23 protein-coding genes are annotated in these 22,855 nt (G+C 43.2%); 7 read left to right on the top strand and 16 right to left on the bottom strand.

Annotated elements, in window-relative coordinates; translation table 11 throughout:
- Positions 1-95: 95 nt before the first annotated feature.
- The 4 genes from HQM15_10535 to HQM15_10520 are packed head-to-tail and all read right to left on the bottom strand — an operon-like array spanning position 96 to position 3,726.
- On the bottom strand, positions 96-803 hold the full coding sequence (locus tag HQM15_10535; GenBank protein MBF0493202.1) for a hypothetical protein: 708 nt from the start codon (positions 801-803) through the stop codon (positions 96-98).
- Positions 804-839: 36 nt separating this feature from the next.
- Positions 840-1,157, bottom strand: coding sequence for a hypothetical protein (locus HQM15_10530; protein ID MBF0493201.1), 318 nt, complete (start codon positions 1,155-1,157; stop codon positions 840-842).
- 23 nt (positions 1,158-1,180) lie between these two features.
- Entirely contained in the window at positions 1,181-2,428 is a 1,248-nt protein-coding gene (locus HQM15_10525; protein ID MBF0493200.1) for a hypothetical protein, read from the bottom strand.
- Between the two features lie 59 nt (positions 2,429-2,487).
- Positions 2,488-3,726: an AAA family ATPase gene (locus HQM15_10520; GenBank protein ID MBF0493199.1), complete on the bottom strand. Its 1,239-nt coding sequence runs from the start codon at positions 3,724-3,726 to the stop codon at positions 2,488-2,490.
- A gap of 110 nt (positions 3,727-3,836) precedes the next feature.
- Here HQM15_10520 and HQM15_10515 point away from each other — a divergent pair, with 110 nt between their 5' ends.
- From HQM15_10515 to HQM15_10500, 4 genes are all read left to right on the top strand, one after another.
- On the top strand, positions 3,837-5,033 hold the full coding sequence (locus tag HQM15_10515; GenBank protein ID MBF0493198.1) for a hypothetical protein: 1,197 nt from the start codon (positions 3,837-3,839) through the stop codon (positions 5,031-5,033).
- A 161-nt stretch (positions 5,034-5,194) separates the two neighbouring features.
- Positions 5,195-5,419 (top strand): TrbC/VirB2 family protein, encoded by a 225-nt coding sequence (locus HQM15_10510; GenBank protein ID MBF0493197.1) that lies wholly within the window; start codon positions 5,195-5,197, stop codon positions 5,417-5,419.
- Complete coding sequence (locus tag HQM15_10505) at positions 5,382-5,621, top strand: VirB3 family type IV secretion system protein (GenBank protein ID MBF0493196.1); 240 nt, start codon at positions 5,382-5,384, stop codon at positions 5,619-5,621. Before HQM15_10510 ends, HQM15_10505 begins: the two co-directional genes overlap by 38 nt.
- Positions 5,554-6,096, top strand: coding sequence for a hypothetical protein (locus HQM15_10500; GenBank protein MBF0493195.1), 543 nt, complete (start codon positions 5,554-5,556; stop codon positions 6,094-6,096). The genes HQM15_10505 and HQM15_10500 overlap by 68 nt, the downstream gene beginning before the upstream one ends.
- Positions 6,097-6,115: 19 nt before the next feature.
- Here HQM15_10500 and thrH read toward each other — a convergent pair whose 3' ends face one another.
- A complete protein-coding gene (thrH, locus tag HQM15_10495; protein ID MBF0493194.1) occupies positions 6,116-6,727 on the bottom strand; it encodes a bifunctional phosphoserine phosphatase/homoserine phosphotransferase ThrH in 612 nt (203 codons plus the stop codon).
- Positions 6,728-6,841: 114 nt separating this feature from the next.
- On the opposite strand from thrH, the gene HQM15_10490 reads away from it, so the two are divergent.
- The 3 genes from HQM15_10490 to metF all read left to right on the top strand — a co-directional run bounded on the left by HQM15_10490 (position 6,842) and on the right by metF (position 9,854).
- Positions 6,842-7,600 carry a polyprenol monophosphomannose synthase gene (locus HQM15_10490; GenBank protein ID MBF0493193.1) on the top strand — a complete coding sequence of 253 codons (759 nt, stop codon included), beginning with the start codon at positions 6,842-6,844 and terminating at the stop codon, positions 7,598-7,600.
- A complete protein-coding gene (locus HQM15_10485; protein ID MBF0493192.1) occupies positions 7,597-8,874 on the top strand; it encodes a hypothetical protein in 1,278 nt (425 codons plus the stop codon). The genes HQM15_10490 and HQM15_10485 overlap by 4 nt, the downstream gene beginning before the upstream one ends.
- Positions 8,875-8,984: 110 nt before the next feature.
- The gene (metF, locus tag HQM15_10480) at positions 8,985-9,854 is read left to right on the top strand and encodes a methylenetetrahydrofolate reductase [NAD(P)H] (protein MBF0493191.1); all 870 of its coding nucleotides are present in this window, start codon (positions 8,985-8,987) and stop codon (positions 9,852-9,854) included.
- Between the two features lie 53 nt (positions 9,855-9,907).
- On the opposite strand, the gene HQM15_10475 is transcribed toward metF, so the two are convergent.
- From HQM15_10475 to murJ, 11 genes are all read right to left on the bottom strand, one after another.
- Complete coding sequence (locus HQM15_10475) at positions 9,908-10,780, bottom strand: YicC family protein (protein MBF0493190.1); 873 nt, start codon at positions 10,778-10,780, stop codon at positions 9,908-9,910.
- A 3-nt stretch (positions 10,781-10,783) separates the two neighbouring features.
- Positions 10,784-11,470, bottom strand: coding sequence for an FHA domain-containing protein (locus HQM15_10470; GenBank protein MBF0493189.1), 687 nt, complete (start codon positions 11,468-11,470; stop codon positions 10,784-10,786).
- Positions 11,471-11,992 (bottom strand): OmpH family outer membrane protein, encoded by a 522-nt coding sequence (locus HQM15_10465; protein MBF0493188.1) that lies wholly within the window; start codon positions 11,990-11,992, stop codon positions 11,471-11,473. It lies immediately after the preceding gene.
- Positions 11,993-12,073: 81 nt separating this feature from the next.
- Positions 12,074-14,335, bottom strand: coding sequence for an outer membrane protein assembly factor BamA (bamA, locus tag HQM15_10460; protein ID MBF0493187.1), 2,262 nt, complete (start codon positions 14,333-14,335; stop codon positions 12,074-12,076).
- A gap of 13 nt (positions 14,336-14,348) precedes the next feature.
- Entirely contained in the window at positions 14,349-15,026 is a 678-nt protein-coding gene (locus HQM15_10455) for an ABC transporter ATP-binding protein (GenBank protein MBF0493186.1), read from the bottom strand.
- Between the two features lie 6 nt (positions 15,027-15,032).
- The gene (locus HQM15_10450; GenBank protein MBF0493185.1) at positions 15,033-16,259 is read right to left on the bottom strand and encodes an ABC transporter permease; all 1,227 of its coding nucleotides are present in this window, start codon (positions 16,257-16,259) and stop codon (positions 15,033-15,035) included.
- A 15-nt stretch (positions 16,260-16,274) separates the two neighbouring features.
- Positions 16,275-17,504: an ABC transporter permease gene (locus tag HQM15_10445; GenBank protein MBF0493184.1), complete on the bottom strand. Its 1,230-nt coding sequence runs from the start codon at positions 17,502-17,504 to the stop codon at positions 16,275-16,277.
- Between the two features lie 62 nt (positions 17,505-17,566).
- Positions 17,567-19,054: a lysine--tRNA ligase gene (lysS, locus tag HQM15_10440; GenBank protein MBF0493183.1), complete on the bottom strand. Its 1,488-nt coding sequence runs from the start codon at positions 19,052-19,054 to the stop codon at positions 17,567-17,569.
- 19 nt (positions 19,055-19,073) lie between these two features.
- A complete protein-coding gene (locus HQM15_10435) occupies positions 19,074-20,111 on the bottom strand; it encodes a DUF1016 family protein (protein MBF0493182.1) in 1,038 nt (345 codons plus the stop codon).
- 24 nt (positions 20,112-20,135) lie between these two features.
- Positions 20,136-20,972, bottom strand: coding sequence for a hypothetical protein (locus tag HQM15_10430; GenBank protein MBF0493181.1), 837 nt, complete (start codon positions 20,970-20,972; stop codon positions 20,136-20,138).
- Complete coding sequence (gene murJ, locus HQM15_10425; GenBank protein MBF0493180.1) at positions 20,969-22,573, bottom strand: murein biosynthesis integral membrane protein MurJ; 1,605 nt, start codon at positions 22,571-22,573, stop codon at positions 20,969-20,971. The genes HQM15_10430 and murJ overlap by 4 nt, the downstream gene beginning before the upstream one ends.
- Between the last annotated feature and the right edge of the window lie 282 nt (positions 22,574-22,855).

Raw genomic sequence — 22,855 nt, 5'->3', positions numbered from 1 at the left:
CCAGAAAAAAACAAATTGCATCGATAGGGACCCACCTATAAAAAGAAAAAATAAGATCCGTCGCTACGCTCCGAGTGGGTCCCTATCCTTGCGGATCACTGGGTCCCTGTCTTGCGATTTCGCACTACTTGATGTCGCTTCTCCATTGTTTTTGTCAGTAGAAAACTTCCAAGGCGTCTGACGAGTGACGCTGCAATAGGATTCTCAAAAAAAATCCAAATATGACCGCCTTTGCCAGATCGCGAGCGTTCCAGAAGACAATCGATTTCATGCTCCTTGCAGACTTGGATAAATGACTTCGTATCCTCCAACCAATTTTCCTTATCGAAGTCGGCTGCCAAAAAATAACAGCTTTCATCGATCAGGAGAGGATACAGCCCCACGGTGTGTTTTCCAGAGAGGTGATCGTGAATGGCTTCATCGGTAAGCGCGATGAATTTTCGATTCTCGCAGCGAGCACGCATCTTACGATTGTGAGAACAGGAAGGACAATTCCAATCATGAACACAAGCGGGTGAATAGCCTTTCTTTCCTTCTTTACCTTCCCAGCGAAGGGCATAGACATCTTCACGACCTCGAAAAAGAGAGCGAAAAAGGAAAACTTTTTGTTCAAGAGATAAAGAAGTCTTTTCATTTGCTTGAAAAGTCTTCCCGGAAATAAAATCGTCCTCAATTTTGATCGACGGAGTTTCAACAGGTTTTTGAAATTGTGCACGCAGTACTTTATTTTCGGTACGTAGATGTTCGCATTCGGCCAAGGCGATTTTTAATTGTGTTTTGAGGTGTTCAATTTCAGAAGGCATACGGATGAGATAGGCTTTATGAAATTTATTGAAGGGTCACAACAAAGTTTTTTTCGTCTTATTTTTCCAAGCATCCATCCAAAGTGATTCTTTGGGTGATAATTTTTGAAAATGGACGGATTCGAGTGGGATTTTTGTTTTCTTATTGCCTTGCCGACAAAGAGCAACAACTATAGTTTCATTTGCCAAATCAAAGCCTTCTAGGCCTACTTCTTGTTCCAAAACTTGTACCCGATCAAATTTTCCAAACATTTCTTCAATGCAAGTGAGCCAGCTACTCGCTTGCTCGTATTCTCCGTACGCATCTACTGTGGCAACTTCAAAACAATCTTCGATCGATTCGCATTGCTCCATTATCTGACAAGAGACTATCCATTTTAAATCTCCTTCCAATCAGGAATCATCTTTGCAAACTCCTGCTGAAAAGCAGGTTTATTCAAATTATTCACTTTGATTTCTTTGGCAAAAGTTTTCCATTGATCTGGTTTCTTGATAACATTTATCCATAGGTTTCTAATTTTCAGGGCTACTTGTGCCTGATCGGCATAAACAGATCGCTCATGATTACTATTCAAATTTCCTAATCCAGACTGATAAAATCTCAGGATTTTTTCTGGATATTTTTCTTCCAGTTGAGTGGCCACTTTGAGGAAAGTTCCCCCATCGTAGGTTTTTAGTGGGTATCGTTTTTTTTCAAAAAGCTGAATGGCTTGGTCATACTCTTTTCGGTGCAGGTAAATTTTGAGTCTTTCTTCATCCCAGGCCTTGTCTAAAGCACTTAAGAACTTGGGCTCATAAATATTCCATTCCTCTTCTTTGCAAATATTTTTAAAACCCACATAACTTTTCAGTGATAGAGGATCCATTGCCTGATCAAATTGCAAATCTAAATACTCTTTGCGATTTTTTGTTTTTACCCGAGCAGAAAGAAAAGCACGAAGCTCATCTTTGCGACCTTCTCCCTTCTCCAGACCTTCACGAGCAAGTTGAATGGCTTTTTCCTTTTCTCCATTTTCCCAATAAAAGGTCGCGAGATCATGATAGTCTCCACCATGCTTCATCTGTTTTAAACGCAGGGAAAGATATTTTTCATGATCTCCTATTTTTCTATAAATATCTCGTGCATGACCCAGGGGCCAATCATCACCCAATTCTTCAAAACGTTTTGCAAGCTCTCGCCAGTCTTGTGCGTCGTGGCATGAAGCATAAGCCACATCGTAGAGCGTATCATCCATTCCTGCATTTCCACTTTTGATGTAATGAAAAACTTCGTCTAGCAATCGGCTACGGTCTTTTTGAGAAATTTTGTTCTTTTTCAATCTGTCTGCAAGCTCGTAGAGGAGTTCATCCACCTGATCGACAAGCCCATAGTCTCCACCTCCATACTCATCCAAATCACTTAAATCAGGTTCCAATTCATTCCAAATCGTAAAAATAATTTCACTTTCTGTTTGAGGTTCATTGCCGGGCTTCGCATGTTTTTTTAGAAATTCGAGACATTCTCTTTTTGTTTCTGGATCTTTTTTAGCCAATTTAAAAATTAGTTTTTCGAGGTGGTTTCTCTCAACATGCGATACAAGAGTTTGAAGAATATCTGTTTTAGAATTGGATTTTTGTTTTGCCATAAGTTCATTTTTTATAATTTCATTCTAAATAATTTTAATGAATCTAACGAATCCCATTTCTAATCCAAATTTCTATAAAACTCCAAAACCTGCTCATCTACATGAAAAGAATCCTCATCCCATCCGATCAGCTTGAGGCCTTCTCCCTTTCGCAGGCGGCTCAAGGCAACATAGGCTTGTCCTGCTTCCCAAAGCTTTCTTAAATCACAAACCAATTCATCGAGTGTGGCCCCTTGTGCTTTGTGAATCGTGGTGGCGTAGGCCAGGGTGATAGGAAAATTATTCGCGGTGGCAATGACTTCTCCTTCGGCATCTAAAAGAGAAAAGACAGCTTTCTCCAATTCTACTTCATTTCCATTTTTAAGTTTAATTTTAATCGTCTCCTCGGTGATTTTAGTAATCGTTCCGAGGGAACCATTGACATATTCAAAGTGGGTATCATTTTGACGAATCATCACGAGGGCAGACTCTTTGATTTGCAGTACGTCAGGGATGGGAGCGTTTCTTTTGATTTGTTCAAGAGCCTTGTCCTCACCTGTATAAAGGGTGGTGATTTCCTTGAGAGGCTTGTTGATTTCGGAAAGTTTCCGAAGGTTGAATTTTTCCACCGTTTCCCGATGGGGAAACAGGTGGGTGGTATTCGTTATTTTTTGTGGATCATGCTCGACGATAATTTTTGTATTGAGATAAGCACGAACCTCTTCGTCGATTTTTCCTTCGCGAATCAGATTTAAAACTTTTGTAAAAGTCTGGTCTTGAGAGCGCATGATGCTTTTTAAATTTAAGGAAATGAATTTGGATTTGTTCCAGGTCTCATCCAAAAAAGCCCATTCTTTTTGTTCGCTAAAACGATTGATGGGAGGCAATTGGGCAAAATCGCCCACGGCAATCACTTGGGCCCCTCCCCAGGGGAGTTTGCTTTTTCGTGCCGTGCTGCAAATATTTTCTGCGGCGCGAAGTGCCGGTCCGGAAATCATCGAGACTTCATCTAGAACAAAACCGTCAATCTTGCGAAGTCTTTTGGCAATGCGTTTGTTGGCCAGGGCACGTGCGATCGTTTTTTCAACGCCCCCTTCCATAATGCCCAAGCCAAAAAAACTGTGGAAAGTGCGGCCTCCCACGAGTACTGCCGCTGCGCCTGTGCTGGCGACAATAGGAAAGACTTTTCTATCCTTGTTTTTTAAAAAATTGCGGATCAAAAAACTTTTTCCGGTGCCTGCTTGTCCTGTGAGAAAAAAGTTCTTTTGATTTTCATTCAGTAGTTTCAGTGCACTTTGTTGGCAGGGGCTTAAAGACATTCAAAAACTCCGAAATTTGATTTATCAGACAATTTATTTGTGTCTATAACAGGACAAATCATGGGTAAAATAAAAAAGGTAAATAAGAAAGCAAATAGGAGTTTCTGCCAATGAAATCATCCCACAGCTCTTGGAATGAGCGGATCAGTAACGCCTTAGATCTGGGTCACTTTGTTGCCTGGAATAAAGGCTTCGACTTTGTCAGCAAACTTGAAGACATCCATAGGGATCTCGTTGCATTCGCCAAAACAAATCCATGTGAGGCACTCGAATATTTCGAGGTCTTTATAGCCGGTTGTCTTGTCAAAGGCAACGAGGTGGACGATTCGGGTGCTGAGCTGGCGATGTTTCTTGATGCCTTGTTTCAATCGTGGGTGCGCTGTTGTTCCGCTTCCAAAATGAAAGCACCCGAGTTTCTCCGGAAAATTGCGCATTGGATGAAGGCCGACGATATCGGGTTCTGCCATGATCTGGAAGTAAGTATTATTCCGGCCTTGAGTTCGGAGTATCGTTCTGCGTTGCGTGATACTCTGGAGCAACGGCTCCAAGAGCAAGCGTCGGATGAGACGCCAGGACCAGAGCGAAGCAAGCTTTTATCTCAACACCGACACAGTCTTGTTACCCTCAAAAAACTCCTGATTTCGACAAACAACACAAGTGCTCTGATCGAAATCGGGGAACGATATGGATTTACCCCGGAAGATTGCCTAGCCCTTGCTACCGCCTTCAGTAGCCGGAAGCAAGCGGAGCAGGCCTTGGAGTGGGTCGAACGCGGGTTGAAGTGCCATGCGGGACAAAACCATCATGAATATGAACTTGTAAGACTTCGACGAAAATTGATGATAAAAACAGGCAAACGCAGTGATGCTGTCAAGGATGCTTGGGAAAAATTCGAACAATGTCCCTCGATTCATTATTTCAAGGACGTCCTGGAGTGTGCTGCAAAAGCTGACAAGATTGAGCTCGCAAACAAGGCCATGCTCCTATTTGAAAAGGCTGATCTTCGGCATGCCATCGAGGCCTTTCACGAAATCGGGAAAACCGACCTTCTTATTTGCCGCATTGATCGCACCCAGAATGCAGATCTCAAAAAATTGTTTTACTCAACGGCCATTGACGTTGCCAAATCTATTGCAAAACAATTTCCAAGTCAGTCGGCCCGTCTGTATGTGAGCCAAGCGTTAGTCATTTTGGATGCGCGCAAGGCGAAAGCCTACCATCACGCACATGATTATCTCCACGAAGCCAAGATCCTGATGGAACGGGCGGGAGAAAGAGAGTCGTGGTTGAACGTGAACACCGGCTGAAGTCAGGCTTTCTGCCTGGCTTTGAGAAGATAGCGGCGGGACGTGGTCCCATCCAAGCACCCTCATTTATGGAAAAAATCGCAAGTAAATTGGATCCAGAACAGATCCAAAAAGATGTTACATAGAAAAAAATAATCTGTGCTGTCGGTTCATGTCTGCTCATGTCCGCTTGGGAAGGCACCCTCAAAACCATCGTTGATTATGTGACCGGAAGCACCGTGCGCTACATCGCTATTTTAGCGGTGGTGGGATTCGGTTTTGCAGCCTTCTTGGGACGAATTGCTTGGAGGAGAGCTTTGGAGATTGTCGTCGCTATTGCCGTAGTCTTTGGAGCTGACAAGACCAACGATGTTCCTAGGAGTTACGCAGTCTTTTTTCGTGATTAACGGTTTGATCAACACGATTTTATTTTTGGCTCTGAACTCGTTTTTACCGCTGATCCTCTTGCTGCCTCTGCTTCACGGGCTTGGATATATCGCATGTTTAACGGACGCACGAATTTTTGACCTTTGGTTTACTTATGCAAAACACTGCACAAAATGTAAAAACAAGAGATTTTGGGGCGCGAACAGCTACGATGCTTTTTAATCTGAAGCTGAAGCCCAAACGTCCTGCTCTTCAGAAAGTCGCGCAAGCAGAAGCCAGAGGCGCTGACTTTATTCCCTACGCCTGCCATTACGATGAGAATACACTTCTCACTAAATCTGGCGATCTCATCCAAATCTTAAAGATTGGAGGTCTTCCTTTTGAAACCAGTGATCCGGATTTTTTAAATCTTCAAAAGAATTTACGGAATACTCTTTTTCGAAGCATCACCAAAAACCGTTATACGGTTTATGTACATATGGTTCGAAGAAAACAGAATGTTTATCCCGAAGGCAATTTTCCGGAAGGTTTTGCAAAAGATCTCAATGAAGCTTGGAGAAAAAAGCATTCCGGCTTGGAACTTTACGTTAATGATTTCTATTTAAGTATTATCCAGAAGACGCGTGCTGAGGGGCTTGGCGGTCTCAAAGAAAAGCTGAAGTCTTTTTCAAGAAAGAATGTTCACATCATTGCTTAGTCGAAATCAAGTCATTATCCTAAACCGCTAAATCCCTCTTCTTCTCCAAAAATAAATGCTTCATCTCCTCATAATTCCTGGCCACTGGAAATTGTGGAAACTCTTTGATCACGTTTTCTGGAGGACAAAATAAAATCCCCGCATCGGCTTGTTTGAGCATCCCCGTATCGTTGTAGGAGTCCCCAGAAGCGATGACCTTAAAATTGAGATCTTGCAGGCCTTTGACGGCTTTTGTTTTTTGATCGGTGAGTCTCAATTTGTAATTCACTATTTTTTGCCGTTCATCGAGTTCTAAAGAATGACAAAACAGAGTGGGGAAACCCAGTTGTTTCATCAAAGGAAAAGCAAATTCGTAATAGGTGTCGGAGAGGATAATCACCTGAAATTCAGTTCGAAGCCAATTGAGAAAATCCGCTGCACCTTCGAGAGGGCTTAAAGATCCAATCACTTCCTGAATTTCTCTGAGCGTCAGTTTGTGCTCGTCCAAAAGCTTCAGACGTCTTTTCATCAACACATCATAGTCAGGCACGTCGCGAGTGGTGAGCGAAAGCTCGGGAATATTTGTTTTTTTGGAAAACTCGATCCAGATTTCGGGGATGAGTACTCCTTCGAGGTCGAGGCAGGCTAGCATGTGGACTCCTTTGTAATACCTCACCCCGGCCCTCTCCTAGTGTAGGAGAGGGTTAGGGTGAGGTAGAATCTTTATCTTTACTTTTCTTAAAAAATAAAGAAAAAAGCACCCCCTATGTCTAAAACCTTTGTCGTGCTTCCTACCTACAACGAAATTGAAAATCTTCAGAAGATCGTGGAAGCCATTTTTTATCATTTACCGCACACTCATTTACTCATCGTAGACGACAATTCGCCCGATGGCACAGGGAAAATTGCAGATCAACTTGCCAGCGAAAAACCCGAACAAATTTTTGTATTGCATCGCCTAAAAAAAGAAGGCCTGGGTCGAGCTTATTTGGCGGGCTTCAAACGTGTCTTGGAGCTGGGCGCTGAAATCATCATCCAGATGGATGCCGATTTTTCTCATCCACCTTCTCTCCTTCCGCTCATGATCAAAGAATTAGCCCAGGTCGATTTTGTATTGCCTTCTCGTTACATCAAAAATGGCGGGACCCAGAACTGGGGAGTTCTCCGTCAAATCATAAGCCGGGGTGGGAATCTTTATGCGCGACTGGTTTTAAAATCTCCCGTGCACGATTTAACCGGTGGCTTTAAGGCCTTTCGTCGACCCGTATTGGAATATTTGCTCAGTTGCCCCATCCAGGCCAATGGCTATTCTTTTCAAATTGAAATGACCACTCGCGCCCTTCAAAAGGGTTTTCATTTCAAGGAAATCCCCTTCATTTTTGTAGATCGTGAAGATGGAAAATCCAAAATGAGTAAGAAAATTGTCTTTGAAGCCCTCTTCAAAACTTACCGTCTGCGAAAAGAGCTTCTTCAAAAAAAAACACTAACACTCTCTAGTGTTCTATTGCAGGAAAATAAACGTTGAAAGAACACTTCACTGCCACTCTCGACCACATTTTTCAATTCTTTGCCTCCTACTTGGGAGGAGGCATGGGCGGCAGTGTACTCGTCTTGGTCTTTTTTTTGTGTCTTTGCTTTGTTCTATTTTCTCTTTTTCCCAAAAAAAGAAAAATTATTCTTTTCGCCCTCAGCCTTGCATTGGCCCTCCATGTGTTAGGACCTCAGGTTTTACTCTGTATCTTTTTGTATGTCTTATTTTGGTATTTCTTTCTCAGAAAGATGGATACCCTGCCCGAAAACAGGCGTGGTCTTTATTTAAAAATTATTCCGGCCTTAAGTTTTTCTCTTTATTTTTTATTGATGAATGCCAGCCATCTGGGGCTGCATCTTCCCAGAGATAGTGTTCAATCCTTGGGACTCTCTTACCTCATTTGGCGTATCCTGCATGTGAGTGTCGATTGGAAAAGAGGAAAAATCGAAAACAAAAAGCTGGGCAATTTTCTACTGTATGTCTTTTTCTTTCCCTCTCTCATGGGAGGCCCTATTGAACGCATCCAACGCTTTTATGCTTTTCCATTTTTTGAGGGAAAAAAATGGAGCATGAACTGGCAACGAAGTTATTTCCTGCGTTTTGGGATCGGTTTACTCAAAATTGTGATCAGCGTAAAACTGTTAAACCTGGATTATGCCAGCTATTGGAGTCACGCCTTAAGCTTGAATTATTGGCTGGTCGTGAAGATTTTTTATTTGAACGCCCTCACCTTCTATCTCGTCTCTTCAGGCGCCAATGACATCAATATCAGCATTTCAAGCACCATAGGGATGCCGCTTTGTGAAAATTACAACTACCCCTATTTTCAAAAAAATCTCGCCCACTTTTGGAGAAATTGGCACAGGTCTCTTTCTTCTATCTTGAGTGAATATGTGTACGAGCCCCTGGGGGGGAAAAATAAAAGACAATATTTAAACTACATTTTCACCTTTTTCTTTTGTGGGATGTGGCACGATACCACCACGGCCTTTGTGATTTGGGGCCTGGCTCATGGCTTGGGTTTATGCTTTTTAAGATTGTGGCAAAATTTCTGTGCTACTTATTTTAGTAGTCTTAAAAAAATCTTGAGTAAGTACCCCAAAACTCTCTATGCTGCTTCCTGTTTGATTACCTTTCACTTTGTAGCCTGGGCCTGGCTTCCTTTTCAGGGAGGTCATCCCCAGGGAACCATTTTGATGTTTAGAGTTTTAGGTCTAGAAAAAGTCGCCCTAGGGGTGGCAAAAATCGCGGGATATTATCCGTATTAGAATATCCCTCCCCTTAAGCTAAGGGGAGGTTAGGAGGGGTTATGGTCACTTTGCATCCAAGAGCCATAACGCCCCCTGACCCCCTCTTAGCTTAAGAGGGGGAATTATCAATGCAACTCCGACAAATACTCCAAGATAGCACGAGAACCCTCTCCTTCGAAATTTTTCCTCCCAAAACCGCAGAAGGAGAAAAAAACCTTTTTGTTCATTTGGAAAAATTGCAAAAATTTAATCCTACTTTTATTTCGGTCACCATGGGGGCTATGGGAAGTGAAACGGGAAAGACCTTTGATATTGTCGAAAGAATTAATAAGAATTTAGGCACTCATGGCGTGGCCCATCTTACCTGCGTGAGTAGTGCAAAAGATGAAATTTTAAAATCTTTAGAAGACCTGCAAAGGCGCAACATTCGGAATATCCTTTGTTTGCGGGGTGATCCCGTTCAAGGCAGCAAAACATTCATCGCACCGAAAAACGGCTTTCATCATGCCAGTGAACTCGTTGCCTTTGTGCGTGAACAAACCAAAGATTATTTCAGTATTGGGGTTGCCGGATACCCTGAAAAACATATCGAAGCTTGTAGCTTAGAAGAAGATTTGGACCATCTGAGAAGCAAGGTCAACGCGGGTGCAGATTTCATCATCACTCAATTATTTTTTGATAATGCGGATTACTTTCAATTCGCCCGCCTCTGCCGAAGCAAGCAAATCACTTGTCGTATCCTTCCCGGACTCATGCCCGTCACCAATTACACCCAAATTCAAAAATTTACCGGAATGTGTGGCGCAAAAATTCCTAAATCCACAAAAAAAGATCTGGAAGAAATTCAATCTAACCCCCAAGCCGTGAAGAGTTATGGCATTCAACATGCTACGAACCAGGCTCTAGAGCTGATGGGCCAAAGCGCACCGGGACTTCATTTTTACATTTTGAATCAGAGTGAATCGGTGGAGAAGATTTGTGAAAGGGTTTGGTATTGATTACCAGTTGGATTTGGTTTTACGATTTGAGGCGCTCGAATTGCAAAAAATAATCACTCCACATTCTGTACCTGCTCCCGCATTTTCTCGAGTTCATGCTTGGAAGCGACAATCCACCTGGAAATCTCGCTATCTTGGGCTTTGGAACCCAGGGTATTCAACTCCCGATGTATTTCCTGGAGAATAAAATCCAGCTTTCGACCGATGGCATCTTTTTCTTTAAAAACTTCCCTAAAATGGGAAATATGACTTTTTAAACGTTGGATCTCCTCTGAGGTATCGCTACGATCTACAAAATAAGCCACTTCCTGGGCAAGGCGTGACTCCTCAACGGAATTCTTCAGCATCTTCTCAATCCGCTCCTGAAGACGCGTCTTGTACAAGGAAATCACCCCCGGAATTTGTTTCTCAACTGCAAGGATATTTTTTTCGATAAAGTCCAATCGATTAAAAAAATCTTTTTTAATTCCTTCCCCTTCTTTTTCACGCAGTTTTTTTACTTTTTGGAATACCTTTTCCAAATTCTTTTTCAACTCCGGAAGCAAGAGGGAAATTTCAGTTTCCGGCTCTTCTTCAACACTCACCACCCCGGGGAAGGAAAAAAATCTTTCCGCAGGAACCTCCTTGGACAAACCATACTTTTTTGAGAGCTGCTGAATCATCTTCAAATAGCGCTGCAGCTGATCTTCGTCGACAATAATTTTTTTAACCGAACTGGCATTTTGTTCTCGGATAAAAATATCAATTCGACCCCGTTCAAAATTCTTCTTTGAGAAATCCTGAAGTTCAAGTTCCAAGATAGAATAACGAGGCGGAATGCGGAGATTCACCTCACAAAAACGATGGTTGACTGTCTTGACTTCCAAATGGATTTTTTTCTTCTTCCATTCGAAGTCTCCTGTCCCATAACCGGTCATACTGCGCATAGATTAGCGTACCTTCTTTAAACTAAAACAGATCTTAGTCGACCCCACATCCACCACATCCCCTTCTTGCAGACTCTTGGATTCTACTTCTTGACCGTTCACATAAGTTCCATTTCTAGAGACCAAATCCAGAACTCCCGCACCCGATTCGTCATTAAATAGCATGGCGTGTAGACGAGAAATGGCAGGATCATTCAGCACCAAATCGGCATCCCGTTTAAAGGACCCCAAACCTTCTGATTTCGATTCTACAGATTTTGAGGAAGCCGCTGGAGATGCCGCAATTTTAGTCCTTTTTTTGGCCAGATAATTCAAAACCAGCTTTTTGGTAAAGTCGTCCAAAGGGACAGTAGGCTCAGTAGAAAAAATTTGAGTACTATTTAAATCATCAATGCTACGCCCTATGGCTTTGCAATGCCCAGCTTGCAGTTGAACCACTTCGCCCTGGTTTGGTCCTTCTTCAATGTAAAAATAAGCCAGAGGAGATTTAGCTTTGTCTGCATTACGACAAGGCACTCCTTGCCTCATTTCAAGAGCTTCCTCTTCCACAAGCTGAAGCTTTCCATTTTCTACGGGATAAAAAAGTGAGCAAGGCGCACAAACCACACCTTCTTCTTTAGCCTCAAAGGAAAGCCTTCCTTGGCATTTAGGACATGCCAAAATTTCAAGAAGGGTATTCGAAACATTCATCTATTTCCCCTTGGGTTTGGAATTGAACGCGGCGATAACCTGAGGGGTTAAATCGGTTGCATTGGGTGCATACAAGACGCTCTCCTGGGCCTTTTCAAAAATGAGGGTGAATTTATCTTTGGCCCCAACTTCTTGCACCACTTGCTTCAGGCGATTGATAATGTCTCCCGTATATTGGGCTTCCTTTTGCTGAAGCTCACCCCGAAATTCGGCTAATTTTTTCTGAAGCTCCACAAATTTATCTCGATATTCATTTTCTTTTTGTTTCATGGCATCCTGACTCAAAGCCACTTTTTGCTTATCGAGATTGTCTTTCATGTTTTTGAGGTCATTTTGAAGGGCATCCAGTGACTTCTGTTTTTGATCAAACTCGCCCTTCAAGCGGGCCTTCGCGGACTTTCCCTCTTCCACTTCATTGAGTGCCTTCTGGATATCCACCAAGCCAATCTTTTCTTGGGCTTTGAGCGAAGCCCCAAAGCTTAGAGTTAGAACCATCACCGAAGCTATAAAAAGCTTTTTCATACTCATCTCCTTATAATATTATTTTCACCTAAGTTTACGCATTAAACAAAACCAATTTGATAAAACAAGTTAAAAGAAAAATTAAAAAAAAGTTCCGATCGTAAAATTAAAGACCTTACTTTTTTCGTTCTCTTTGCGGTTAAAAGGGAAACCCCATTCGAAGCGCAGAGGACCAAAAGGTGAAATCCAACGGAACCCTACTCCCCAATCGGTACGCAAGTTTTTCAAGCTGTAATTTTCATTTTCCGCAAAGGTATTCCCCGCATCGAGAAAGACGACACCCTTAAACCCTGCGCCATCGTAAATGGGAAACTCGTATTCCAGATTAAAGAGCAATGATTTATTTCCCCCATACACAAAAGTTTCATCCCCTCCAGTCGGAGAAAGGGGAATCATCAAACTGGGACCGACAGAACGGGGATCAAAACCCCGAAGCGAGTTGATCCCCCCTGTAAAATAGCGCTCAAACAAGGGGACAGGCTTATCATCCAGCGATTTAATATACCCGATGCGTGCATTCGCCTTCAAAACTGTCTTCTTGGGAAACGCCGGCAAGAACCAGCGAGAATTCGCATCCACCCTCAGGAATTTGTTATCGCCGCCTACTCCAGCATATTCGAGGGTCAGCAAATTGTAAGATCCTTTGGTGGCTGTGATACGGTTGTTTCGCGTATCACGATCTAAACTAAATAACAAACTGGAGGTAAGACCCGAGGCATTTTGACGAAAGAAATCGGGCACAATGGCCGAAAAATTATTAACACTTACTTCTTCAATTTTATAACCCAACGACACCGATGAATTGTCAAAAAGGTGATGCCCCAAGCGAAGCTCTCCTCCATAAGAATCCCGGTCAAAATCGGTGTAACGCACAAGCATTTTAGAGGCACTGCTGCTCAACATCCAGCGGGTGTCTAAAAAATAGGGATCCAACATCTGCACGGTAAACAACTGGCGAAGTTTTGAAAATTCGGCATTCACCGCACCGCTGATTCCAAAACCCATAAAATTCTGTTTGGAGATGGAGCCTGTGAGCATAAAACTCTCCGCAGAACTATAGCCCGCGCCAATGGAAAAAGTTCCGGTGGGTTTTTCTTTCACATTGATATTCAGATTAAGTTTGTCTTCACCAGAACCTTTGGGAGTAGAAAAATCGACGGTTTCAAAATATCCGAGGGCTTCCAGGCGTTTTTTGGATTCCTTCACAAGCGATTCATTGTAAAGACTATTTTCTGTCACCTTAAGTTCGCGGCGGATGACCTTGTCACGAGTAATGGTATTGCCGGTAATATTGACCCTCTCAACGCTCAGTTTTTCACCCTTATCAACATCCAACTCCAAATCCACTTCTTTGCTTTCCTCAATGGGCAGCGGCTTGGGACGGATATTGGCGAAGGCATAGCCCTGGTTGCCGTAGAGCTCGGTGAGTTTTTGTAAATCGTCTTCAATCACCTTTTGGCAATAATAAGTCCCCTTCACTTTATCAAATTTTCCGAGAAGTTCATCGGGGGTAGTCAAGACATCTCCCTGCAGTTTGATATCCCTTACCCTATAGCGATTTCCTTCGGTAATATTGAAATGCAATTCGATTCCACCTTTTTTCCCGCCCAAGGGAATAATTTCGGGTTTTTCCACCTGAACCTTCAAATAACCGGTATTCAGGTATTGATAGGCGAGAAAGGCAACATCGCGCTCCACCATTTCTTCCTTGTATTTTCCGGAACCACTCAAGAAGGAAAGGATGCCTTTCTTCTTGGTTTTCATCAACGACCTCAACTTGCGTTCTGAAAAAACGGAGTTTCCACTAAAGCTAATTTTTTTCACCTTCATCTTTTTATTTTCAGAAAGCCTAAAGTGAAGTTCTACCTCGTTCTTCTGGCTGGTGTCTGGCTTTATTTCGGCTTCAATGAGAGCAAAGCCCATTCCTTCTTTGGTATAGAGTTCTTTAATTTTCTCTTTGGTCTCGCCTACCTTTTTTTCGTTGAGAGGCTGAAGGGATTTTTGCGTCACCACCTCCAAGATCTTGGTGGATGAAAGGTCTTTATTTCCTTCGAAGGTGATTTTTGAAACGAGGGGATTTTCTTTGACGCGGTAAATAATTTTTACACCACCAGAGACTTCTTTCTTCTCCACCTCCGCCTCAGAAAACACGCCCATGCCGTAAATCTTCTTCAAATCTTCATGAGCGCGATCTTCGGAAAAAGCCTGCCCCTTCTGGATGCGAAGTTGTTTGAGAATGGAGGCGGACTCCACTTTTGAATTCCCTTCCAAATCAAGTTCCACAACAGTCTGGGCGGCCCAGAGCTTTCCACCTTGGGAAAGCACCCAAATCAAGGAAATCATAAGCCAGAATTTTTTACTTTGAATAAACATGTCCATCCTGAATCGTTAAGCGGCGACCCATACGCTCTGCAAGCAAAGGGTTGTGCGTCACCACAATTAAAGCCGAGTGTTGCTCCTCATTCATTTTTAGCAGTAGATCAAACACTATTTTAGAATTTTCGCTATCTAGATTACCCGTGGGTTCATCGGCAAGAATTAACTTGGGATGATGGATTAAGGCACGTGCAATGGCAACGCGCTGCTGCTCTCCACCAGAAAGTTCATCGGGATAATGATTGAAGCGCTGTTCTAATCCTACTTTCTGTAAAATATCCTTCGCTTGCTCAGTCGCTTCATCGTTTGATTTTCCAGCGATTTGAAGAGGTATTCTCACATTTTCCAAGGCCGTGAACAAGGGCAGCAAATGGTGAGACTGAAACACAAAACCCAGGTTTCGATTTCGAAACTGAGCCCGTTCTTTGTCACACATCAAGGATAAATTTTGGCCCTCGAAAAAAACCTCGCCTTCACTGGGTTTTTCAAGACCGCCTAGTAGGTGCAGCAAGGTGGTTTTCCCAGAACCGGAAGCCCCCCACAACACCAACTCTTCACCCAGATTCAATTCAAGATTCACATCCGTCAAAATGTGGAGTTGGCGTCCTTCTTTTTGAAAAAATTTGGAGATTTTTTTTGCTTCTAGTAACGCAGGCACAAGACCTCACTTCCGAAATAAAACTTCTTGGGTATTTGTTCTTAAACTCGCAGCCAAACTCATGATCAAACTTAAAGCCAAGGCATACAGCAATACGGCCAAGGCATAAGTGGGCTTAAATTCCAAGGGAAGTTCCGAAATCAGATAAACTTCCTGGGCCAGGCGAATCCAGTGAAAATGATTGAGCGCAAAGGCCAAGGTGGCACTCAAGAGCAGACCGAAAGAGACTCCGGTGAGTGAGAGAAAAAAACATTGAGCCACCACCAAGAACTTCAGACGCAGAGCACTCAAGCCCAAGACACTCAAGGTCGCAAAATCATGCTTTTGTTCGCTGAAAAGCACCGCCACCAAACCCACCAAATTGAAACTCGCAATCAGCACAATCAGTCCCATCATTAAAAAAAACATCCCTTTTTCAGTTTTAAGGGAATCAAAAATATCGGCGTTCAATACATCCCAGGAAACTGCTTCATAGCCAAGACCCAGCTTTTCTTTCAGCTGGATAGCCAAACTTTTAGCTTGTTTGAAATCGTTCAATTGCATTTCAAAACCGCTCACCAAACCCGCCAGACCATAGAATTGTTGCGCATTCGCCAGCGATAAAAAAACAAAATGGGAGTCAAATTCATAAAGGCCAGAACTAAAAGTTCCGATGACTTTAAAGCGTTCGAAATTTTTACTCGAGGAGATATTTTCCAAATCGGCCTTGGGAGAGAGCAAAGAAATAACAGGATCTTGAGGATTGATTTTTAACTCTTCAAATAAGGCCTTTCCTAAAAGCACGGGGACAATCCTTTCATTTTTTTCCAACTCGCTTACGCTCATTGCATTAGGCAATAAAGAAATTTGAAGAGAATAAACTCCGCTCAGCGATTGAATTGGAGTGCCCTTGATCGCCACTCCTTTAATTTTGGAATGATAAGCCAACAAGGCCTCTCGATAAATGAAAGGAGCAATGGATTTTATTTGGGATGCCTCTTTTAATTTCTCGAGGTCTTTAAAGACTACCCCATTTTCGGAGAGCTCCGAATCTTTCATTAAAACCAGATGTGCATTAAAGGCTAAAATCGATTGCTGAAATACCTTTTCAAATCCACTCAAAATCGACACCGCCGTACTTTGAGCAAGCACGCCTAAGACCAGACCCAAAATTACAATCCAGGCAAGTGAGCCGATGAGGGCCTTGCGCTTGGAGAAGAGGGGTCTGAAGATGAGTTGGAGGGTGAGGGGCATAGGTAATTTTTGAATTCAATCCTGCTCTTTCAACAAAACCGCCTCCTTCATCCCTCTTATTTTCCGAGCCGGAAACCAGGAGGAAAAAAAAGCCAGGCCAATAGCCAAGACCCAAACTAGCAACATAAAAAAAGGATCTAATTGCAGAGGTAAACTTTCAAGATAATAAGCAGCCGGCAAAGGAAAGGGATGTTTGGTTAAATAAAATTGGGCCGCAAGCGACAGCAACAAACCCAAAGCCCCTCCGAAAAAACCTACTACCAAACCCATCTGCCCAAACAACCATTCCACTTGTCTTTGTCTCAAACCCAAAACTTTTAAGAGCGCAATCTCACGGGCTCGCTGGGCGGAGAGCATGAGAGTGAGCGTCAATAAATTAAAGCTCGCAATAACGATCATGAGCACAAGCACCGCAAACATTACTTTACGCTCAAGCTTCAAGGCAGAAAAAAGTCTGGCGTTTTTATTTGCCCAGGTTTCTGCAACATAGTTGCCTTGCAATTGAGCGTTAAGACTTTGAGCCAATGCCTCCGACTGCCAGAAATCTTCAAGTTCCAAGGCCCACTGATAGGGAACCTCAGCGGAGGGGACTAAACGTCTGCCTTGATCTAAGGCGACCAGGGCATATTTTTGATCGTAATCGAGATAGCCGGTCTTAAAAGTTCCGATCACCCGAAAACGTCGGGTCTTGGGACGCATCTCACCGCTGGGATCCACTTCTCCAAAGGGATAAATCAGTTCCAGTTCTTCATTCAATTCAGGAAGCACATTGAGGCGACGAGCGAGTTCTGAACCTATTACAATACCAGGATAATTTTCATCCGAAGGAGAAAAATCTTTTTGAGAGGCCTCATGGCTATACTCCACATGGATCTTCTCCTCGATATGCTCCGCCCCCACCGCCTTGAGTTTGATCCCTTGCGAAGCATTGTCGGCCGTTCTTAAAATCACTTCAGTTTCAAAAAAGGGATATATTTTTTTTATGTTTTTATCTGGAGAAATCGAAGGAGCTTTCAGAGAAGAATAAAGCGAAGGATTTTGAGGGTTGAGAATAAGAGGATGCGACAATCTCAAAATCTTGCCTTGCAAATCCTGCCCAAAGCCCCCCATCACCGATTGGACGAATACCAGCGCAAACACCCCCAAGGCCACGGATAAAAATGAAACTGTGGCCAATAAATTAAGACGAAAGCCCTTATGAGTTCCACTGAGGTAGCGAGTGGCGATTTGAGTGAGGAGGGACATATAGAAAGTCCCCTCTCCCTTGAGGGAGAGGGAGAGGGTTAGGGTGAGGGTGAAAAATCAAATTACTTCTCTGCCCTCAATTGTGGAAACAAAATCACATCCCGAATGGAAGGCTGATTCGTCAGCAACATCACCAAGCGATCAATGCCGATTCCCTGCCCTGCCGTAGGAGGCATGCCGTATTCGAGGGCTCGAATAAAATCTTCATCCAAAAACATGGCCTCATCATCCCCCTTATCGCGACATTCCACCTGTTTCGTGAAACGTTCTTTTTGATCGATGGGATCATTGAGCTCCGAAAAAGCATTGGCTAATTCTCGACCATAAATAAAGAGTTCAAAGCGATCGACAAAATTGGGCTCTTGATCATTTCTGCGCGAGAGCGGGGAAATGGCCGTGGGATAATGCGTAATAAAAGTGGGTTGAATCAACTTGGGTTGAACCAGTTTGTCAAAAATTTCGGTGAGTATGGCCAGGTGCTGCTCGTCTTCGTATTTCAATTTAATTTGCAACTGATTCGCCAAGACCAGAGCGGCTTCGCGAGACGCAATCACCTCGTCCGACACCCCTCCAATTTCTTTTAAGGAATCCAAAAATTTAACCTTTCGAAAAGGTTTTTTGAAAGAAATAGGGGTTCCCTGATAATCAAACTCTTCTTTGCCCAGAACCTCCAAAACGACTCCGTTTAATAACTCCTCGCTGAGCTCCATCAAATCGTTATAGGTGGCATAGGCCTGATAAAATTCAATCATGGTAAATTCAGGATTATGCTGAATAGAAATGCCTTCGTTTCTGAAATTTCGATTGATTTCAAAAACTCTTTCAAGCCCACCGACCACTAATCTTTTGAGATAAAGCTCAGGCGCAATACGCAGATACAATTGAACATCCAAGGTATTATGGTGCGTCACAAAAGGACGTGCCGCGGCGCCGCCCGGGATGGGATGCATCATGGGCGTTTCGACTTCCAGAAACTCACGTTTTACAAAAAACTGGCGGATAAATTGAATGATCTTGGAGCGGGTCACAAAGGTGTTTTTGACTTCTTCATTCACCATCAAATCCACATAGCGCTGACGATAGCGGGTTTCGACGTCGGTCAGACCATGCCATTTTTCGGGGAGGGCCCGCAGGGATTTTACCGTCAGACGAAACTGATGGGCCTTCAGCGTCAGTTCATTGGTTTTGGTGCGAAACAAATGCCCCGATACAAAAATAAAATCCCCAATGTCCAAGGTCTTAAAAAGCTCAAACTCCGCATCACTCACCGTGCCTTTTTGTATGAAGATCTGAAAACGTCCGCTACGGTCTTGCAGTTGAATGAAGGCGGCTTTTCCAAAGGAGCGCAGCGCCATTACCCGACCTGCGAGCGAAAAAGTCTCCGATATTTTTTCCAGTTCTTCCACAGTTTTAGGATCGTATTCAGTAAGAAGATCTTTCGCCAGATGTTTGGGACTCACATCATTGGGATACGGAGAAATGCCCTTCTGGCGCATGTCTTCGGCTTTTTGGATGCGTTGGTCACGGTAGATATTAGTTTCTTCGGACATAGAATCCTCTTTAAAATTTCTATTTTTCTAAAGCATCGAGTCGGTTCTGGGCAATCTCAATCGCTTTGTGTAGTTTGTCTAACAATAATTCTTTAGGAGGCAACTCGGTGAGATAATCTGCTACTTTAATATTACTTTTGTGTAAACTCAGCAACTCAACATGTTCTGGATTTTTTCCCGCACACAAAATCAAGCCGATGGGTGAATTTTCGCCATCTACACTTTCATACTTTTCAAGCCATGCCAGATAAAGCTCCATTTGCCCTTTATAGGCGGCATCAAATTCGGTAATTTTTAAATCAATAGCAACAAGCGATTTGAGTCGACGGTGATAAAAAAGTAGATCAATGTAATAATCCCTATTATCGACAGTGATACGTTTTTGGCGGGCTAAAAAAGCAAAATCGGATCCAAGTTCTATAATAAAACGCTGTAACTCCGTTACAATGGCAGATTCTAAATCTTTTTCGGAGTAAGTATCTTTGAGGCCGAGAAAGTCGAGAAAATAAGGATCTCTAAAAACAAGCTCTGGTGTAATTTTTCCAGTATTCTCAAGTTGCTGGAGCTCATTTTTAATTGTTTCTTCTGGTTTTTTACTAATAACAGTGCGCTCATAGAGCATTGAGTTTATGCGTTCCCGAAAGGTGCGCACACTCCATTTTTCCAACTTGCAAATCTCGATATAAAAGGCTCGTTTGAGGGGGTCTTCTATGAAAAAAAGAATCCTAAGGTGAGACCAACTCAATTGTCTACACAGTGTGTATACAATCTCTTGATCAGGAATAACCTCGGCAAAACGGAGACAATGTCTCAATTGTTTCTCACCCCATCCGCTACCATACTCCTCCTCTAATTGTCGTGCCAGTGATACGACAATCTGTTTACCATATTCAGCCCGTTTATCTTGTAAGACCTCTTGATTGATCCGTTTACCTATCCGCCAGTAAAGCATGCTCATAGCAGCGTTTACCGTCACAGCTACCTGCTGACGACCTTCTTCAATCAATGATTTTATTTCATGAAAAAGTTTTTTATCAACCGGTAATTTTTTACTCATCACAGAACTTTCTTGGATACGTAATCACCAATCTATCCTCTGTTTTGCCGTATTCGGAATCATCGACCCCACAAACTTAAACAAGGCAGAATGTTTATTTTCTTTGAATTCTCTTTGAGCCACCTTGGCCGTCACCTTCCCTTGATCGGTGCCGGCAATGAATTCCACTTTTTGTAACTCCACATAATTCAGGTCAATGTCAAACAATCCGCGAGAGCCAAAATTTCCGTAAATTTCTACCTGATCAAAATTTTCCACCACTAAATTATTATTGAGACGACTGTTTCGTACGCGAAATGAAAAACCCGGATAAAACACCAGCTCCTTGGCCACCTGACACAGGCCTTGATCCCAACTGGCAAAGCCCCTGCCCTGATTGAGCGGAAATCGCACCTCGCTATTTCCAAATTGCACTTTAAAAAGTGGGCTACGATTGGGGTCGTCTTGTCGAAGAGTCACAGAAGTGATTTTTTTAGGAAAGCTGGGCTCTGTAAATACTTTGGCAGTCAGCAACACTTCGGTGATGATGGGCGGCTGAACTTCCAAAGGTAAATAAGAAGCCGGAATCTGTTTTTGTATCAAAAACAAAAGCTGAAAAAATTGTTCCAATTTGGTCTTTTGAGGTTTGGATTCAAAAATATTTTCTAATTCTTTTTTATTCTCATCCTTCGTCGTCCACAGCACGCGACCCTGGGTGTCTTTGAGTTGCTCCAATTGTTTGAGCAGGCTGCTTTGGTCTATTTTGAGTATGGGGGGTGGCGGTTCATTTTCACCCGGACAGCGGGCGTCGTTTGCCAAAACGGATGATATTGAAAAGAAGAGGATCAATAAAATAAAAAAATATTTTGCTAAAAATTTCATACTCTCCCCAACCTTCTCTTCACAATCCCCTTAAACACTTCAAATTCTTCTATCTTCAACAAATAAGCCGCGACGGCATAAGTAAAGGTGCCCAAACCCATCAACAAAATGAGTGAAAGCAGCTTCGAAAATTTGTTCTTAAAGATAAGTCCCCAAGTAAAATATTCAACACTTATTAAAACCAGGGCCATCACTAAAGCCGCACAAATGATTTTTAAAATAGTGGGCCAGGCCTGCGCAAAACCCAGGCGCCCATTCTTTTTTTGAAAATCATAAATGTGTGCAAAAAAATTAAAAACAGAACCTGAGGACACCCCCAAGGCTAAACCCACATGTCCAAAAAAGTTCACCAGTAAGGCCCCCACCCCAATGTTGACGAGCACCGCCCAATTGGCGGCCCTCACCGGACTTTTAGAATCTTGCAGGGCATAAAAAGCGGAGGCGGTAATGCGCGTGCCCGAAACAAAAGGCAGGCCGATCGCAAAGCCCATGAGGGCATGGGCCGTTTGACGTGTAGAATCGGCATTAAAATGACCATGTTGAAACAAGACTGAAATAATCAAATTGGACAAACAGAGGAGTCCCAGCATCGCTGGAATATTGATGAAATAGATCATGCGCAGGCCGGAGAGAAAAGTTGACTTGAACTGTTCCGGATTTTTATCTGCGGCGTGTTCGGAGAGCTGAGGCAAAATCACGGTAGCAAAAGAGATGGCAAAAACGCCCAAAGGGAATTCCATCACACGATCGGCGTACCACAAATAACTCACCGCTCCGGTTCCCAAAAAAGAGGCCATAAAAGTAATGGCTAAAATATTCAGCTGATAAACGGCCGAGCCATAAATGGCCGGAAGCATGAGCTTGAAGATTCGTCTGACGTAATCGTTACCAGGGTTCCAGGCCACACGCGGTAAAAAGCCCAAACGGTAAAGCGTGGGCACCTGAACGGCAATTTGTAAAACACCACCGAGGAGGACTCCAATCGCCAAAGAGATAGAAGGGTGAGCGACTACTTTTCCCAACACAAGGGCCGCCAGGATAATTCCCAGATTCATGAAAATGGGAGCAGCCGCAGGCGCCCCGAAACGCTTGAGGGAATTGAGGATGCCCATCGCCAGTGCACCGATGCTCACCAGAAAAATATAAGGAAAGGTGATGCGAGTGAGTAAAACCGTCAGATGAAATTTATCGGGATCACTGCGAAATCCCATGGCCGTAAAACTGACAAAACTGGAGGCAAACACCACACCCAGCACGGTAATCCCCAAAAGTAGGCAGGACAAAAGCGTGAAGGTATAACTGGCCACCTTTTTGGCTTCTTCAGGATCTTTGCGAAGGGCCTCGGTAAAAATTGGCACGAAGGAAATCGTCAGATTTCCTTCGGCCAGTAAACGGCGTAGTAAATTGGGAATACGAAAGGCTACGTAGAAGGCATCCGCGGCCTCTTTGGTACCCAGCAGGTAGGCAATAAAACTATCTCGCGCCAGACCAAAAAAACGCGAAATAAAAGTCAGAAAACCCACCAGACCCGCGCGAGAAGAGACTTGGGAGATGTCGGATTTATTGCCCGAAGGAGCATTCGTATCATTAGAAGAATTCATGCCGCAAGCGGCATACTCGGAAATAATAATACGGACAAATTATTTCTTAATAAAATGGATTTTAACGTCCATTTATTATCGTTAATAAAGATCTATTAACACATACATAACCTGGATCTTGAATAGGAGTCCTTACGACAGGCTGTCTTCTATCATCCCGACTTTGACACCAGAAAATAAAAAGGTTTTATATTTCAAGTTGTTGTAGGCGAAGGGTTTCCTTGTGCCACTACATTTTTGATTTTTTAGATAAACTGAGGAGTTTGGGAGGGACTTTAAGTC

This window comes from Deltaproteobacteria bacterium (assembly GCA_015233135.1).
Taxonomy (GTDB): domain Bacteria; phylum UBA10199; class UBA10199; order JADFYH01; family JADFYH01; genus JADFYH01.
The sequence above is the reverse complement of the archived record's forward strand: the minus strand, read 5'-3'. Positions and strand labels throughout refer to the sequence as shown.